The organism is Lysinibacillus sp. RS10 (assembly GCF_041956855.1).
Lineage (GTDB): Bacteria > Bacillota > Bacilli > Bacillales_A > Planococcaceae > Lysinibacillus > Lysinibacillus xylanilyticus_A.
On the sequence record NZ_CP167122.1, the window covers coordinates 25,971 to 40,301 of the forward strand.

A 14,331-nucleotide genomic window follows, 5' to 3' on the forward strand; every position below is an offset into this window, starting at 1 on the left:
GGATGTAAATGAACCGACGACATAATATAAACAGAATGGAGAATATACCATGAGTGAAGAAACTAAAAAGAATAATGTATTTAACTTTGATTTTGAGTCAGGTGGACAAGTTGACAAGGTAGTTACGTTAGCTGGCAAGGACTATACGATTCCTTTTGATGATGAAGCGTACAAGCGTTATCAACTGTCTCTAGTGAAGTTCCGCGAGAACTATAAAGAAACTGAGCGATTGTCAAAGGGATTGGACTTCGATACGTGTGGTGAAAAAGAAATCAGTGATCTTTTCGATATTCAACATGCTTTAGTTAAAGACTTTGTATCTGTGTTCGTTGGTGAAGAAGGTTACACAGAGCTTTATGAAAAATCAGGTCGTTCAAATATTCGCATGATGGGAGTTTGTCATTTCTTGGCTAAATTAATTAGCGGTGAAGCAGAAACTGTTGTAGAAGAAGCTCGCTCAAAATATTTATCAAACGCTAAACAGTAATGTTTAATTTAACAACTAGACGTGATGACGTTATCAGATGGCACGGTGTAGACATAGATCTAAACCTTGCTTTTGATAACGTTCTTTTGTTATTCGAGCTTTTTGGCGACAAGAGTGTATCACCATACATGAAATATGACATTGCAATAGAGATGCTTGTTATTAACCATGCGATACTAAAGCAATTGAATGGTGAACGAATATTCGAATTAATTAAGGATATTTTGAGAGAAAAGTTAAACATCGACCTTGATAAAAAAGCTCCTGAACCAAGCGAAGAAGATGCTAACGATCCATTCAATGTGCCAATACCAACATACGATTTTACTGAAGATGCGGAGTACATATACGCATCTTTTTTAATGGACTACAACATGGATTTATTTGAGCAGCAAGGAAAGTTGTCGTGGTACAAATTCATAGCTCTATTTAACAATCTTTCAGATGAAACACCTATGGGCAAAGCTCTACATTACAGAACATGTTCAGTTCCTAAAAGCGACAAACATAATGCTGATGAAATAAAGCGCATTAGGAGTATGAAAGAGAAATACATGCTTAAATCAGCAAAACCTCTTATCGAAGCTAGACAAGCTGCTATCTATGCAAAACAACTTGAAGCTAGAAAGAAAGCGTACAAGGAACAACAGGATAGAAATAAAAAATAACGAAAGGAGGATGATTATATGGCGTCAGATGGTTCAGTTAATATTGATACCAGGGTAGATTCCTCCAACGTAAGACGAGATATGCAACGTGTTCAAAAGGAAATTGAAGCTTTAGCGAAGAATATGCCACAAACTGGCGATGCAATGTCTAGGGAATTTGAAAGAGGAACTAGACAGATGGAACGTTCATATCAACGTATGAGCAAACAAATGTCTAGTGAATCTAGAGCTATGATGGAAGAAATGCGGAATCATAGCAGAGAACAACAAAAAGCTATGTATCAGTTTGTTGATAGACAGGTTGAAGTAGAATACGGATTCTATAAGATGTCTAAAGCGGCTAACGACTTCCAAGGAACTAATCAGGAATTCTTAAATCAAATGAGACAACAAGGTGAAGCTCAAAAGAAACTTAACGATGAAATGATGGCAGCTAATACTATGGCTCGAGATGCTATTCATAGACAAGCTGGTGAAATGCTTGCGTTATCATCTACTGCATCTAAAGTTCAAAAAACGTTTAGCAACCTTAAAAACCCAGTATACAGTCTTAGTAATGGATTTCTATCAATGGCTAACGGTCTTAATGAAATAGCTAAGGCTGGTGACCCAGCTGTAATAGCTGTATCTATGCTAGGGCCTACAGCTAATGCTAAAGAGCTTAACGACTTAATTAGACAAATAGGTGTTCAACTACAAGCTTTGCCTATGATAGCTATGGCTGCGGCTGCCGCCACTGCTTTAATGTTTGGTTCTTTGCATAAAGCTGCTAAAGAAAGCGTGGCAGGATACGAAGAAACCTTCTCTAACATGACGAAAAAAGTCAGGGAAGCTTTGCAACCTATGGTAGATGTGTTTGCTGCTGTATCAATGGCGATTTATAAATTTATAACCGTCATAGCAGAAATGACTATAGCGTTTAACGAAGCTCATCCAGTTATAGCTAAAATCATTCAAGGATTCTTGATGCTTATACCAGTTCTAGCTTTAGTACTATCACCATTAGCGTTAGGTATACCATTAATAAAAGGGTATATGGCTGCATGGGCATCTGTTAGTTTCATAGTAATGCCTATCGTAACTGGATTAGCTGCAATGGCTGGACCATTACTAGCTACTGCTGCTGCGATAACTGCCGGAGCTGCTGCTGTGGTATTGTTATGGAAAAATTGCGAAGGTTTTAGAAACGTTGTCACTGGATTGTGGGAAGGTTTTGCTAGTGGTGTGCAATGGGCATCTAATGCATTGACGTCTATATTAGTTCCTGCTTTTAACTTCGCTAAAAATGCATTCACTACTTTCGTGAGCGCTATAAATGATGCTATACACGGAGATTTTACTGCACTTGGTAACATCTTCACTAACTTAGCAACAAGTGTAACTACAGCGTTTAAAAACATGTTTACGTCGATTTCTACTTTCATTACAACAAGCATACCTAATGCTGTTGCTGCGTTCGCTGAAATGGTGCCAGCTATGGCTACTGCTATTACATCTAAAGCAAGCATGATGGTACAAGCTATTCAAGACATAGTTACTAATATGGTTACTGCTATAGGAACATTCACTACAGAGTTCATAGCTAAAGGCACAGAGTTCGTTACTAATTTAGCTCAAGGTTTTATCAACGGATCTCCAGCCGCTGTTGAATCTTTTGGTGCTATGTTTATGAGTATTCTTAGTGGTATCGGAGCATTTGCTGTTAACTTTTATCAAGCTGGAACAGAATTAGTGACGTCTCTTATTAATTCATTCTCTATCTTGCTACCAGCGTTGTTCAATGCTGGAGTTTCCATTGTGCAAGCAATTATCGATGGCATTGTTAGTGTATCTACAGCATTGTATAATTCAGCAACAGAAATCATTACTCATTTCACTAGCCTATTCAAAACATTAGGTCCAGAAGTGATGGCAACAGGCGCAGACATAATACACAACATAATTGCTGGTATAACTAGTGTGTTATCAAACTTATCATCTATTGCATCAGAAATCATAACAACCGTTATTAGTTACCTATCTACTAACTTACCTAAGTTTTTAGAAATAGGATCTAATATCATTCAGTCTATAATCGATGGCATTGTATCTAATTTACCGATGATAATGGATATATTCGTGCAACTGTTACCTACTATTGCAGCATTCATGCTAGGTGGTTTACCTGGATTATTAATTACAGTGGCTAGGTTTATGCCTGAGATAGCAAATGTGCTTATACCAGGTATTGAAACGGTGTCTAACGTGTTCGTTACGATGCTGAACAACATAACGAACTTTATAACTACACAATTACCTACTTTCTTGAATAAAGGTATGGAAATTCTAACAAATCTAATTAACGGAATTATTCAATCGTTACCTATGATCGTTCAAGTTGTGTTAAATGTTATTCAAACGTTTGTAACTAACTTAACTACGTCTCTACCTATCATTATTCAAGCTGGTATGGACTTGCTCAATGCATTGATAACAGGGATAACATCTATCATACCTGCTTTGTTACCACTGTTAATGCAAACGGGGTTAGCTTTATTCACAGCGTTGTTAGATGGCATTGTACAAGTGTTGCCAGTACTCATTCAAACGGTGTTAGATTTAGGTCTTATGATAATTGACACATTGGTCACTTTAATACCTCAATTACTTCAATGTGGTATAGATATATTGATGACATTGATTGACGGAATTGTGAATACGTTGCCCGCACTTATTGACGTTATAGTGTCTGTTGTAACCACTTTACTGGATACGATAATAACGTCACTGCCTATGATTATAGATGCTGGTATCGCTGTTCTTATGGCATTAATTGACGGTATAGTTGAAACTTTACCAAAATTAATAGATGCTGCTATTAATCTTATCACTAAGATAATAGAAACAATTATTCAGAACTTACCTAAAATCATTGAAGCTGGTGTTAAAATATTAACTTCATTAATAGATGGTATAGTGAAAATAATTCCTAAATTAATTGAAACATCGTTGAAACTTATAGTTAAAATAGTTGAAACGATTATTCAAAATCTACCGAAGATTATCGAAGCTGGTGTGAAAATTCTTAAGGCTCTTATTGATGGCGTTTTAAAAATTTTACCTGAATTAATTCAATTAGCACTAAAATTAATTACTACTATCGCTCAAGCAATAATTCAAAACCTTCCTAAAATCATTGAAGCCGGTGTGCAAATACTAAAATCTTTAGTTTCAGGTGTATTAAAGACCCTCAGTGAATTAACAAAGGCGTTCGCTGTTGATGTCTGGAACGCTATTAAAAAAGCAGCTAGCGACATCGCTAAGAAAGCAGTTGATTTAGGGAAGGACATAATCAGAGGCATTATTAAAGGCATTTCTGGAATGGGTAAAGAATTATTTGGTTCTATGAAGTCATTATTGGACAGTGCTATCAATCAAGCTAAAAGTTTCTTAGGAATAAAATCTCCATCAAGGCTATTCGCGTCAGAAGTTGGACGTTGGATTCCAAGTGGTGTTGGTATGGGTATAGAGGATAACCAAGATGACCTTAATTACTCTGTTAAAACGATGGTGGATGGTGCTGTAGATACGGGTAATTTAGGAGTGAGAGGAAAAGCCGTTGCTTCTAATACAAATACTGTAACTAATCATACACCAGTAACAGTTGAACTTAATTATTATGGCAATGATCCGCAAGATGCAGAATCTATGTTAGACATTCTAGAAGCTGGAATAAATCAACGACAATTACAAGTAGCGTTTAGTAAAGGAGTTGTTTTGCCAACATGATAAAACCTTATATAAAAATAAAACATCCTGATGGCAGCGAGTTTCAAACAGATGTGATGGGTCTTAAAATGCTTGATTTTGACCCATCATCATTACAGTTTGAATATGCAACAGATACTGTAGATATGGGCATAGGTAGCAGAGTGTTGGGTTCAAAAGTTAATGAACGAACTCTAAAAGCTGTATTCGACTTCTACTACGATAACATGGATTCTTTTCGCAGAACGGAAATGAAAATTGCTGAAGTTTTCGGATTAACACAAGAAGTTATTATCTCTGAATCTATAAACCTATGGAAACAATATCGTGTTAGGTGCAAGCCATACACGATAGACAGAGGAAATGGTGTTAAAGCAAGGTTAACATTAGAATTTTTGTTACCTAGTGGTTTAGCTGAATCATTTAACGTTGAACACGATTCTTTTACTGTATCGAATGAAGATATTATTTATACGAATAACGGAACATATGAAATTGATCAAAGAAATGATGCTGAAATGTCCATAACTATTGTTGGTGCTACTTCTAATCCGAAAATTACAAATAAATCTACTGGTGATGTTTGGAGTTACAACGGATCTACTGTCGTTGGCGATAAGCTTGAATTGAAGAATTACACAACATACAAAAATGGTGTAAACGTTCTTGATAAGACAAACAAAGCTGTCATAACTTTTAAGCCAGGTAGAAATGTATTAAGCATAACCGGAGCCAACAATGCACAGTTGATAATAAACTCAAGAAATTACTTTAAATAAAGGGGTGTAAATGTGAATAAATACAGAATGAAGTTGGACATCAAAAACCCAAATTACACACCTGAACCAATGATGAAACAAAATGACACAGTGGAATTTGTGTGTGATTTATATGATAACGACGTACCAATAACTTTGACCGATGCAATGTATATTGCAATTGGGCATGAACGACCAGATGGTATAAACGTTAATGTATTAGGTACTAAAACGGGTGCCAATCAGGTTACATTCGGTACTTACAGACCAATGAACTCTATCGTTGGAAGAGTTAAAGCTACTGTTCAGATTTATAACGGCAACGTCCGTATTTCGACATTATCATTCACTTATATAGTTGAACGTGATCCATCTTTAATTATTCCAAATGATGAAGATAAGACCCTTATTCAGCAGGTATTAGGTGAAGGTAGCAAGGCTATAAAAGATGCTGAAGATGCAGCTATTAGGGCTAATGCAGCTGCTGATAAAGCTGAGCAAGCTGCAACTAATGTAGGTAATGCGGTGACAGATGCAAATAACGCTGCGCAATACGCTAAAACACAAGGCGACTATGCTAAAAACCAAGCAGCTATTGTAGATTCGAAAAATGTTATCGTGGAGAAACAAATACAAGACAGCACTAAAGTTATTCAAGATACAAATGCAGCACTTCAAGAATCTAAGGATACTACTGCAGAAGCTAATACCGCTATAGGGTTAATGGAACTACTTATTGACAACACCGAACATAAGGGTGAGTGGGATGCATCAACGCAGTATCACAAGAACAACATTGTAACCAAAAACGGTTCATCATTTATGGCTATCAACGATAACATAGATACTCCACCTCCATCTTTGCCAGTAATATCGAATGGTTCATGGTTATTGCTAGCATCAAAAGGTGAGCAAGGTGAACAAAGTGCAGCTACTAAAATTCTTGGTACATTAAACAATGTTAGTGAGTTGCCACCTTCTGGAGAATTAGGTGATGGTTATATAATCGGTGTTTTCCTTTATGTTTGGACAGGTTCTCAATGGGATAATGTAGGTGAAATCAAAGGACCAAAAGGAGATAAGGGAGACCAAGGTGATAGAGGTCCAAAAGGTGACAAAGGTGATAAAGGTGACCAAGGTATCCAGGGTCCTCAAGGAGAACAAGGGCCGCCTGGAGAAAACTCTGATTTAACAGAAATCAAACAAAAAGTAGACGGTCTACAAACTACTGTTACTAATCATACAGGCAATAACGAAATCCACGTATTAAAACCTCAAAAGGATAAGTGGGACAAAGCACTACAGCCTAATACTTATGATGGTAGTAGTATTATTCGTAATCTTGGTGAAGGTTATGCAGAGAGGGTACTTCCGGTTACAGGTTGGAAAAATAACAATATCAAGTCGGAGATGCTAGAAATAACAATACCTACTGATAAAGAGATTGATGGAATCTTAGAATTAACTATTACATCTACATTCGCTAATAGTGATGCGACTGGTGGAGCAACTGTGAGATACAATCTAACAGCAAATGTAGGAATTATTCATAGACAAGTGCAAGAAATAACAAATATTACAGAGTACTTTGCTAATCAGTTCTATGTTGACAAAATGATAGTTGAAAATAATATGTTCCGTATTCGTATATTTAAACGAAGTGCAAGTAATCCTATTCGTGTTCATGTTGAGTATACGACATGGAGAGGAAATGCTTTTGATGTATTGAATTCCATTCAACAAAACACATATGAACTTAATGGTCTTATTGATACTAACCTGTATCCTATACAAAGAAGTTTAGCCTTACCACCACCTATAAATGCAGTACTAGGAACTGGTTGGAGTTTACGTGCAGGCAATTTCTTAACGTATTATAAAGATGCATTTGGAGTTGTTCATATACGAGGACGGGTTGATAGAAATGGAGGAACACCATTAATAACAACGTTACCTGTCGGGTATAGACCTTTAGTTAAATTTGAGAGTTCGGCTCAGATGGGTGCACAATCAATAACATATCTAGACATGGAAACAGACGGTAGACTACTAGCTGTATATGTTCCTGACGGAGGCAATGTACTTGTAGATGTTTCGTTTAGGACTACTTAATTGAAAGGAGGCTTGCACACAATGTACGCATATAAAGTAGATAGTGAAGGCTATATTGTCGATAGCTATGTAATCGGTGGAGATGTGTCAGTTCCTGACGAATGTATTACTGTTCAACTACCACAACCATTATTATTTTATCGTCCAAAATGGAATGGCACAAAATGGATTGAAGGTGCTACTCAAGAAGAAATTGATGAAATCACTAAAGTTGAACCATCTCCACCTACTGAAACAGAACAAACTATTGAGTTACTAAAAAAACAAAACCTAGCTTTATCTAAAATGAACACCCAACTTTCAAACACTAATGCAGAATTAAAGAAATCCATCGCTTTACATGACGGTATCATTTCAGAACTTGTATTAAAAATGTTCGATGAAGATATAGAGGTGTCAAATGGATGATGTAAAATACATTCTAATATTCTTAACAAACAAGGTTGTTGGTGGAAAAATGAAGTTCTATACTGTTCCTTCTCAGTTAAAACAAGGTGTGTATGAAAATTTAAAAAAAGTAAATAAAGAATATTTAGCAGTAGGTTATGAGCCTCCTGTTGCAAACTAATTGTTCCATAATCCATAAGGAGCGACGGTTAAATTTGAATACCAGGAAGGAGCTTTATAATGGACGAAATAGTATTAAATGAACTAAAAGAAGTAAAAGAACTGCTCCAGGTTGTTATGAGTAGCCAAGAGCAGAATGGGAATCGCATTATTCAAATATTATCAAATATAGAGGGACGCCTATATTCTATTGAGGAGAGTATAACTTGGATAAAAAATGGCGGTAATTATCTTGGTGATGCAAAAGGACCTGCGGGTGTACCAGGATTATAAAATCGAGTGGTGATTTTTTATTAAAAGGAGGTGGTAGTTATAATACAGGTAACTTCAAGAATTGGTAGTGGAACTGTCACCAAATACAAAAATCTAACAGTGTATGAGGAGCTTAACGGCACTTATACACTGTCTTTTATTGCCTTGAATACAAAAGACAACGAAGGTTATCGATTCTTAATAGATGAATCGTTAATACAGTATGACGGCGTGGAGTACCGTATCAAGCAAACAAAAGCGAATATGCTTGGTACCGAGGTAACAGCTTTCGCTAATTTCTTTGACCTTGGAGGAGAAAGACAAGAAGAAATTTACGGTGGTACCAAAGAGTTCGACGACTTTATGGCATTTGTATTGAAGAATACTGGTTGGACATTTACTAATGTTGATGTTAGTGGTACTTATTTTATACCGAATTTCGGTCATGACAGCGTGTTAAAACTGTTAAATGGCTTATGCCAGCTGTATGGATGCGAATATAAAATCATGCCTAACAAGCATTTACTTATCGCTAAAAAGATTGGTCCTAAAGAATTGTATCAATATCGATATAAAGTGAACATCAAAACAATAGCGAAAGTAACAGATTCAACATCATTAAAAACCGTCGTTACTGGTCGTGATGCAGAAGGTACTAGTTTCACTTATAAATCACCTAATGTTGCATTATTCGGAGAAATTAAAGCTGATGATGTTGAAAGTAATGATTTACGTGGCGCAGATGAAATGCTACCATTCCTTCAATCACAGATTCAAGACTACCCTGATATGACACTAGAACTGGATACTATAGAGATTGTAAACAGAGAACTTGGTGAGACAGTTTGGCTGATTCACGAACCTATGGGCATCGAATTTGAAACTCGTATCTTAGCACAAAAGAAAATGATTCGTGATGGTAAGTTAATAGTTGTTTCTGCAGTTTTAGGGACAAAACTTCCTAAGTCCCAGTATGATGCTATCGTTGGTCAGCAAATGCAGTTAAAAGAAAATAGAGACGAATATAGGTCTTTAATTTCTCAGACAAATGATAATATCGTGCTACAAGTAGAGAACATCAATAAATCCATAGCCAAAATAGATTTAAAAGCTGATGAGATTGATTTATCAGTGAACAACCGTATTACTAATGAAATGGCGAAAATAAATTTACGTGCTGATAACATTCAACTTGAGGTTAATAATAACCAGCAACAAATCGCTAGAATAGATATTAAAGCTGATAGTATCAGTCAAACCGTTACTAACAATAAAGCAGAACTAGATGCTTTAGATGGTAGGGTAGGTACAGCAGAATCAGAAATTTCACAGAACGCTTACCAAATATCATTAAAAGTTAGCCAAACAGATTTTAATGGTAATACGATAGTCAATAAAATTAATTTGGATTCATCCGGTGTTCAAATATACGGACGTAATATCGATCTTCATGGTGCAGTAAATGTACTGTCTGAAATAACTGGGGAACTAGGAGTAATAAACACTGGTACATTAAATTCAGTTAATATCAACTCAGCAAATATAGATATACATGATGATGTGAAAATAGGTAGAAATCTAACGTTACAAGGCAGTGGTGCTAATAAAATAACGTTTTCTGATATGACTTCAATTACATCCGATGGAGCAGGTAGTATACTGATAGACTTATTTAATAACTTAGACGTTCAAGCTTACAAAACTATTTTTTGGAGAAATGTTGATTTTAGTAATGCTAATGTGACAGGATTACGCGGTGTTTTCTTTAATGGTAGCAACCGTTGTTATTTGAAAGATGAAAGAGGAAACGATATATGTTATTGGGCAGCAACACCAGCATAAAATAGAAACGGAGATTAAGATATGAACTATCAATTAATATTAAAATCAGGTGAAATATTCAATATGTCAGGAGCTAATATAAATGCAGGAGAATTAACAGCTTTCCTAAATAATCCCAATGTGATGTTTGCAAATTTTGGTGATATGATTTTACACAAAGAAGAAATTAGAAGATTAATACCTATAAAGAAAGAAGAAAAATCAGAGTAATAGGTAGAGATTAATTACCTTTAAATAGTGAGTTAGATAGTAAACGCAAGCAAAAGCTTAGCGTTATTTTTTATGCATTTTTAGTGCTGTGAGAGCAATCGAGATGGGCAACAGTACATGTTACTGAATCTCGATGCTTCTGGCAGCGTTGTTTATTTTAATTAAATAGGGCAAAGGATAGGTGATGGCAAGTGACAGTGGAATTAGGGATTGTATTAACGATTTTATCGCTAATAGTGGCTGTGCAAGGGTATCAGCTTAACAAGACCAAAAGCATTAAGGATGATGGCAAGCAGTCGGCGCAAGTGAGTGCACAGCTCCAATATATCAGTAAGGGTGTCGATGACATCCGAATCGATATTAAAGCTAACGAGAAACAAATGCAGGTCCTCGGTGAACGCGTTACACGGGTAGAGGAATCATCTAAGCAAGCACACAAACGAATCGATAAAATGGAGGGTTTAACACATGAAAATTAACTGGAAAGTACGATTACAACACAAACAATTTTGGGTGTCATTAATCGCATTACTTATCGTGCTTGCTAATCAAATAGCAGGTATTTTTAATGTCGATATTACGATTTACAACGACCAAGTAACAGCTATTTCTGAGACCGTGCTGAGCATTTTAGCTTTATTGGGTATTATCATCGACCCGACAACTCAAGGGACATCAGACAGTGATCAAGCTCTTCAATATGACAAACCAAAGGATGATGAGTAATGACATATACATTCAAACAAAATTTATTATCTTCTAGCAAATATCCAATAAAGGCACCGTATGCCATGACACCACAATTCATCACAGTACACAATACTGCTAATGATGCATCAGCAGCTAATGAGGTCAAATACATGATAACTAACAGTAACCAAGTATCTTATCATGTTGCTATCGATGACAAAGAGGTCATTCAAGCTCTACCTTTCAACCGTAATGCTTGGCATTGTGGGGATGGACAAGGTAAAGGGAATAGACAAAGTATTGGTGTTGAAATTTGCTACAGCAAAAGTGGTGGGGCTCGTTATGCTGCTGCTGAAGAAAATGCAGTGCAGTACATTGCTAAGTTATTAAAACAATATGGTTGGGGCATTGATCGTGTTAAAAAACATCAAGACTGGAACGAAAAATACTGTCCTCATCGTATCTTAAGTGAAAATCGATGGAATAGCTTCTTGAAACGAATTGAGCAGGCTATGAAACAAACAACACCAGTTAAACCAAAGGAGGAAATAAAGATGGCAAATTCACTAACGTCAACAGGTAAAGAGGATTTAAAAGGATTACTGAAAGAAACTCATAAACGAGGTATTTTAAAGATTGATCATAGTGACAGAGTAGGTTCAATGACTGATGGCGAAGCTTTAAGTTTACTGATTTCAGTAGTTAAACGTACATTATAAGATACAAAATGACCAGGTAATCACAAATTTCTGTGAGCCTGGTCATTTTTACGTTTATTATTTGATTTTATATTCTTGTTTACCTAACTCTTTACCCATAGCACCTTGTTTGGCAACTAATGTAACTGGAGTTTCTAAATCATCTAACTCATAAGCAATGGCATGCTCTACAGTGCCGCCTTTTTTAATATTTTCCATTTGTGTTTCCAAAAATCTATCGTCAGGTAATGCCCCAACTCCTAATTCATTCACAGCGTTTGGATTGTTGTCCTGAATCGCTGTAAATACAGCTATCCATGCTATTCCTGGATCAATCTCTTTATCACTTAAGTTTGTTGTTTCATACCAAATTGCGAATACTGGTTTCTCACCATGTTCATTACCTTTTTGGCCAACAGGAATAACTTTAGTTTCAGTGATCTTTATTTTCAAATCCTCTATTTTCACTTCATTGTCTTTGAAATAAACATCTTCACTTTTCTCTTCTTTAGCTGTATCTTTTTCACCAGTAGATGCAGTAGTAGTTTCCTCTTTCGGTTTTTCATCCTTTGATTCATCTGCGCCACATCCAGCTAATCCAAGTGACAATACTAGTGCTGTGCTAAAAATTAATGTTTTCTTCATTTGTAAAGTAGTCTCCTTCATTGTATATATTTGTATCAATTAAATTATATCAATAATAGGAAGTATTGTCAGTGTTGTTTTAAACGCATTAAACTAGCGAAATGGTCTATATTTATAGTTCATCGATTAGAATATGTGAAATGCACAAATACTAAAGTATGGACATCGAGACATTACACATTAAAGCTATCTACTATTTTGAACATATGAGATCTAATTGTGAATTTTTAAATGTTTATTCTTACGCGGAAGAAGGAGATGAAAATTTTGCTTTCTTTGGATTGTTCAGATGCAAACGCAGGGTAATGGTAAAAAAAGTTATTCTCACACCTAGTGGTGAATTAGTAGCGATTATTTCACTCTAGTTGTGTGGTATTTTGTCGAATATTGTAATAACCTTGCATTTATTTTTGAATTGGGCTTGAAACCCATTCCAATATAATGATTCCAGTGCTACCATAAAAGCGACAAATGAAAAAAACCACATCTCAAGGTGCAACTTGAAATGTGGCAATAATCAGAGTAACATTCACTCCAACAAAAACTATATGTATTGTACCATTTAAACAATGCAATTAGAAGTGGATGTCCTCGATACCTGGGAGGATAAATTATGCATAACCAAACTATTGTGCAAAAAGCATTTATTAAAATTATGGAAGAGCGAGTTTTCCAAGTAGCATTTGAAAAAGCTAATGAAGACAAACTTTATATTGAATATGATAACGAAAGAAGAATGACATTTGAGTTACTAAACGAATCATTGACAACTGATAGACAAAGATATCTTCTTAATAATCTAGAATATGCTTGGAATTTTGTAGAGCGAATAATGCAAGAATATGCATACCGTCAAGGTTTACAAGATAGCCAGATGATTCACAAGGAAATGAATAATTTTGGTATTGATGTTACAAAGGAAAGTATGAATATTACATTATGCAATAAATCAAACGATCTCTAGAATTGATCTCTAGAATTGAAAAATAGAAAGTCACTCGAAAAAACAAGTGACTTTCTTCTATTATTATATATTTTAAATTATCTAGTTAAACTCTACTCTTACATTATAAAGATAGGGTCACAATATGAGTGACCCTATTATGACCCTTACATATAATACGAGGTTGGTGTTAATTGACGAAAGAAATTTTATAAAAGTTATAAAAATATAAAACTTTCAACGAGAATGATAGAGCGTGGTGCTCTGTGAATTTATACGCATATAAGAACGTAAAAAACCAGGTCTACGCGGCGCTCGTCGTGCACCTCAGTTCTCAAAACGTTAATCATACGATTATCAACGTTTTCAAGCCCTTTCCCGGTTCTGTCGGGAAAGGGTTTTTTGTATGCCTTGAGACCCTTTGCTATGTGAGTGGTTCTGGCAAGCTGGTAGCTATGGACAAGAAAATACCCCAAACGCACAATAAAGTTTGGTCTGGTCAACCGACTTCATGCGAAAGGGGCACCCAAATGTTAATGCGATAAGAAAGTATAAAAAATGGCAGGTAGCTTTAAATTAGGAGTCACAGATACCTACCAAAAAGATAGATACAATTCTTCTTTTATAACAGAAAAAGGACTGGGACAAAACTGACCAAACCCTTAAAAAGCGCGAGAAATCAATTTTAGAAACGTTGATTTCTCGCGCTTTT

General features: G+C 35.7%; 14 protein-coding genes and 2 pseudogenes. 15 read left to right on the forward strand and 1 reads right to left on the reverse strand.

The genetic code is table 11. From position 1 onward, the window contains the following. Nucleotides 1–49: 49 nt before the first annotated feature. From ACB089_RS00220 to ACB089_RS00280, 13 genes and pseudogenes are all read left to right on the forward strand, one after another. Nucleotides 50–487, forward strand: coding sequence for a hypothetical protein (locus ACB089_RS00220; RefSeq protein ID WP_374964623.1), 438 nt, complete (start codon nt 50–52; stop codon nt 485–487). After that, nucleotides 487–1,155 carry a Gp15 family bacteriophage protein gene (locus ACB089_RS00225; RefSeq protein ID WP_374964624.1) on the forward strand — a complete coding sequence of 223 codons (669 nt, stop codon included), beginning with the start codon at nt 487–489 and terminating at the stop codon, nt 1,153–1,155. Before ACB089_RS00220 ends, ACB089_RS00225 begins: the two co-directional genes overlap by 1 nt. Before the next feature lie 18 nt (nt 1,156–1,173). After that, nucleotides 1,174–4,923, forward strand: coding sequence for a hypothetical protein (locus tag ACB089_RS00230; RefSeq protein ID WP_374964625.1), 3,750 nt, complete (start codon nt 1,174–1,176; stop codon nt 4,921–4,923). Continuing rightward, on the forward strand, nt 4,920–5,681 hold the full coding sequence (locus ACB089_RS00235; RefSeq protein WP_374964627.1) for a phage tail domain-containing protein: 762 nt from the start codon (nt 4,920–4,922) through the stop codon (nt 5,679–5,681). Before ACB089_RS00230 ends, ACB089_RS00235 begins: the two co-directional genes overlap by 4 nt. A gap of 12 nt (nt 5,682–5,693) precedes the next feature. Continuing rightward, a complete protein-coding gene (locus ACB089_RS00240) occupies nt 5,694–7,772 on the forward strand; it encodes a collagen-like protein (RefSeq protein ID WP_374964629.1) in 2,079 nt (692 codons plus the stop codon). 21 nt (nt 7,773–7,793) lie between these two features. Next, a complete protein-coding gene (locus tag ACB089_RS00245; protein WP_374964631.1) occupies nt 7,794–8,180 on the forward strand; it encodes a hypothetical protein in 387 nt (128 codons plus the stop codon). After that, the gene (locus ACB089_RS00250) at nt 8,173–8,340 is read left to right on the forward strand and encodes a hypothetical protein (protein ID WP_374964633.1); all 168 of its coding nucleotides are present in this window, start codon (nt 8,173–8,175) and stop codon (nt 8,338–8,340) included. The genes ACB089_RS00245 and ACB089_RS00250 overlap by 8 nt, the downstream gene beginning before the upstream one ends. A gap of 59 nt (nt 8,341–8,399) precedes the next feature. Then, complete coding sequence (locus tag ACB089_RS00255; RefSeq protein WP_374964635.1) at nt 8,400–8,612, forward strand: hypothetical protein; 213 nt, start codon at nt 8,400–8,402, stop codon at nt 8,610–8,612. A 30-nt stretch (nt 8,613–8,642) separates the two neighbouring features. Further along, nucleotides 8,643–10,433, forward strand: coding sequence for a phage tail protein (locus ACB089_RS00260; RefSeq protein ID WP_374964636.1), 1,791 nt, complete (start codon nt 8,643–8,645; stop codon nt 10,431–10,433). Nucleotides 10,434–10,454: 21 nt separating this feature from the next. Continuing rightward, entirely contained in the window at nt 10,455–10,643 is a 189-nt protein-coding gene (locus ACB089_RS00265; protein WP_374964638.1) for a hypothetical protein, read from the forward strand. A gap of 191 nt (nt 10,644–10,834) precedes the next feature. Further along, entirely contained in the window at nt 10,835–11,122 is a 288-nt protein-coding gene (locus tag ACB089_RS00270) for a hypothetical protein (RefSeq protein ID WP_374964640.1), read from the forward strand. Continuing rightward, nucleotides 11,112–11,369, forward strand: coding sequence for a phage holin (locus ACB089_RS00275; RefSeq protein ID WP_374964641.1), 258 nt, complete (start codon nt 11,112–11,114; stop codon nt 11,367–11,369). Before ACB089_RS00270 ends, ACB089_RS00275 begins: the two co-directional genes overlap by 11 nt. Further along, nucleotides 11,369–11,816: pseudogene (locus ACB089_RS00280) on the forward strand (N-acetylmuramoyl-L-alanine amidase family protein); the annotation flags it as partial. The gene ACB089_RS00275 and the pseudogene ACB089_RS00280, both read left to right, overlap by 1 nt. Nucleotides 11,817–12,109: 293 nt before the next feature. Here ACB089_RS00280 and ACB089_RS00285 read toward each other — a convergent pair. After that, nucleotides 12,110–12,676, reverse strand: a complete 567-nt coding sequence (locus ACB089_RS00285) for a DUF5067 domain-containing protein (RefSeq protein ID WP_374964642.1) — start codon at nt 12,674–12,676, stop codon at nt 12,110–12,112. A gap of 613 nt (nt 12,677–13,289) precedes the next feature. On the opposite strand from ACB089_RS00285, the gene ACB089_RS00290 reads away from it, so the two are divergent. Both ACB089_RS00290 and rpsI read left to right on the forward strand, forming a co-directional pair. After that, a complete protein-coding gene (locus tag ACB089_RS00290) occupies nt 13,290–13,640 on the forward strand; it encodes a hypothetical protein (protein ID WP_374964644.1) in 351 nt (116 codons plus the stop codon). A gap of 265 nt (nt 13,641–13,905) precedes the next feature. Continuing rightward, nucleotides 13,906–13,965, forward strand: a pseudogene (gene rpsI, locus ACB089_RS00295) (30S ribosomal protein S9); the annotation flags it as partial. Nucleotides 13,966–14,331: the final 366 nt, after the last annotated feature.

What these genes read in the sequence shown, in the direction of transcription:
- ACB089_RS00255 (WP_374964635.1), top strand. Translation starts at nt 8,400, where the DNA reads ATGGACGAAATAGTATTAAATGAACTAAAAGAAGTAAAAGAACTGCTC.
- ACB089_RS00225 (WP_374964624.1), top strand. Translation starts at nt 487, where the DNA reads ATGTTTAATTTAACAACTAGACGTGATGACGTTATCAGATGGCACGGT.
- ACB089_RS00265 (WP_374964638.1), top strand. Translation starts at nt 10,455, where the DNA reads ATGAACTATCAATTAATATTAAAATCAGGTGAAATATTCAATATGTCA.
- ACB089_RS00275 (WP_374964641.1), top strand. Translation starts at nt 11,112, where the DNA reads ATGAAAATTAACTGGAAAGTACGATTACAACACAAACAATTTTGGGTG.
- ACB089_RS00230 (WP_374964625.1), top strand. Translation starts at nt 1,174, where the DNA reads ATGGCGTCAGATGGTTCAGTTAATATTGATACCAGGGTAGATTCCTCC.
- ACB089_RS00245 (WP_374964631.1), top strand. Translation starts at nt 7,794, where the DNA reads ATGTACGCATATAAAGTAGATAGTGAAGGCTATATTGTCGATAGCTAT.
- ACB089_RS00220 (WP_374964623.1), top strand. Translation starts at nt 50, where the DNA reads ATGAGTGAAGAAACTAAAAAGAATAATGTATTTAACTTTGATTTTGAG.
- ACB089_RS00285 (WP_374964642.1), bottom strand. Translation starts at nt 12,676, where the DNA reads ATGAAGAAAACATTAATTTTTAGCACAGCACTAGTATTGTCACTTGGA.
- ACB089_RS00250 (WP_374964633.1), top strand. Translation starts at nt 8,173, where the DNA reads ATGGATGATGTAAAATACATTCTAATATTCTTAACAAACAAGGTTGTT.
- ACB089_RS00235 (WP_374964627.1), top strand. Translation starts at nt 4,920, where the DNA reads ATGATAAAACCTTATATAAAAATAAAACATCCTGATGGCAGCGAGTTT.
- ACB089_RS00290 (WP_374964644.1), top strand. Translation starts at nt 13,290, where the DNA reads ATGCATAACCAAACTATTGTGCAAAAAGCATTTATTAAAATTATGGAA.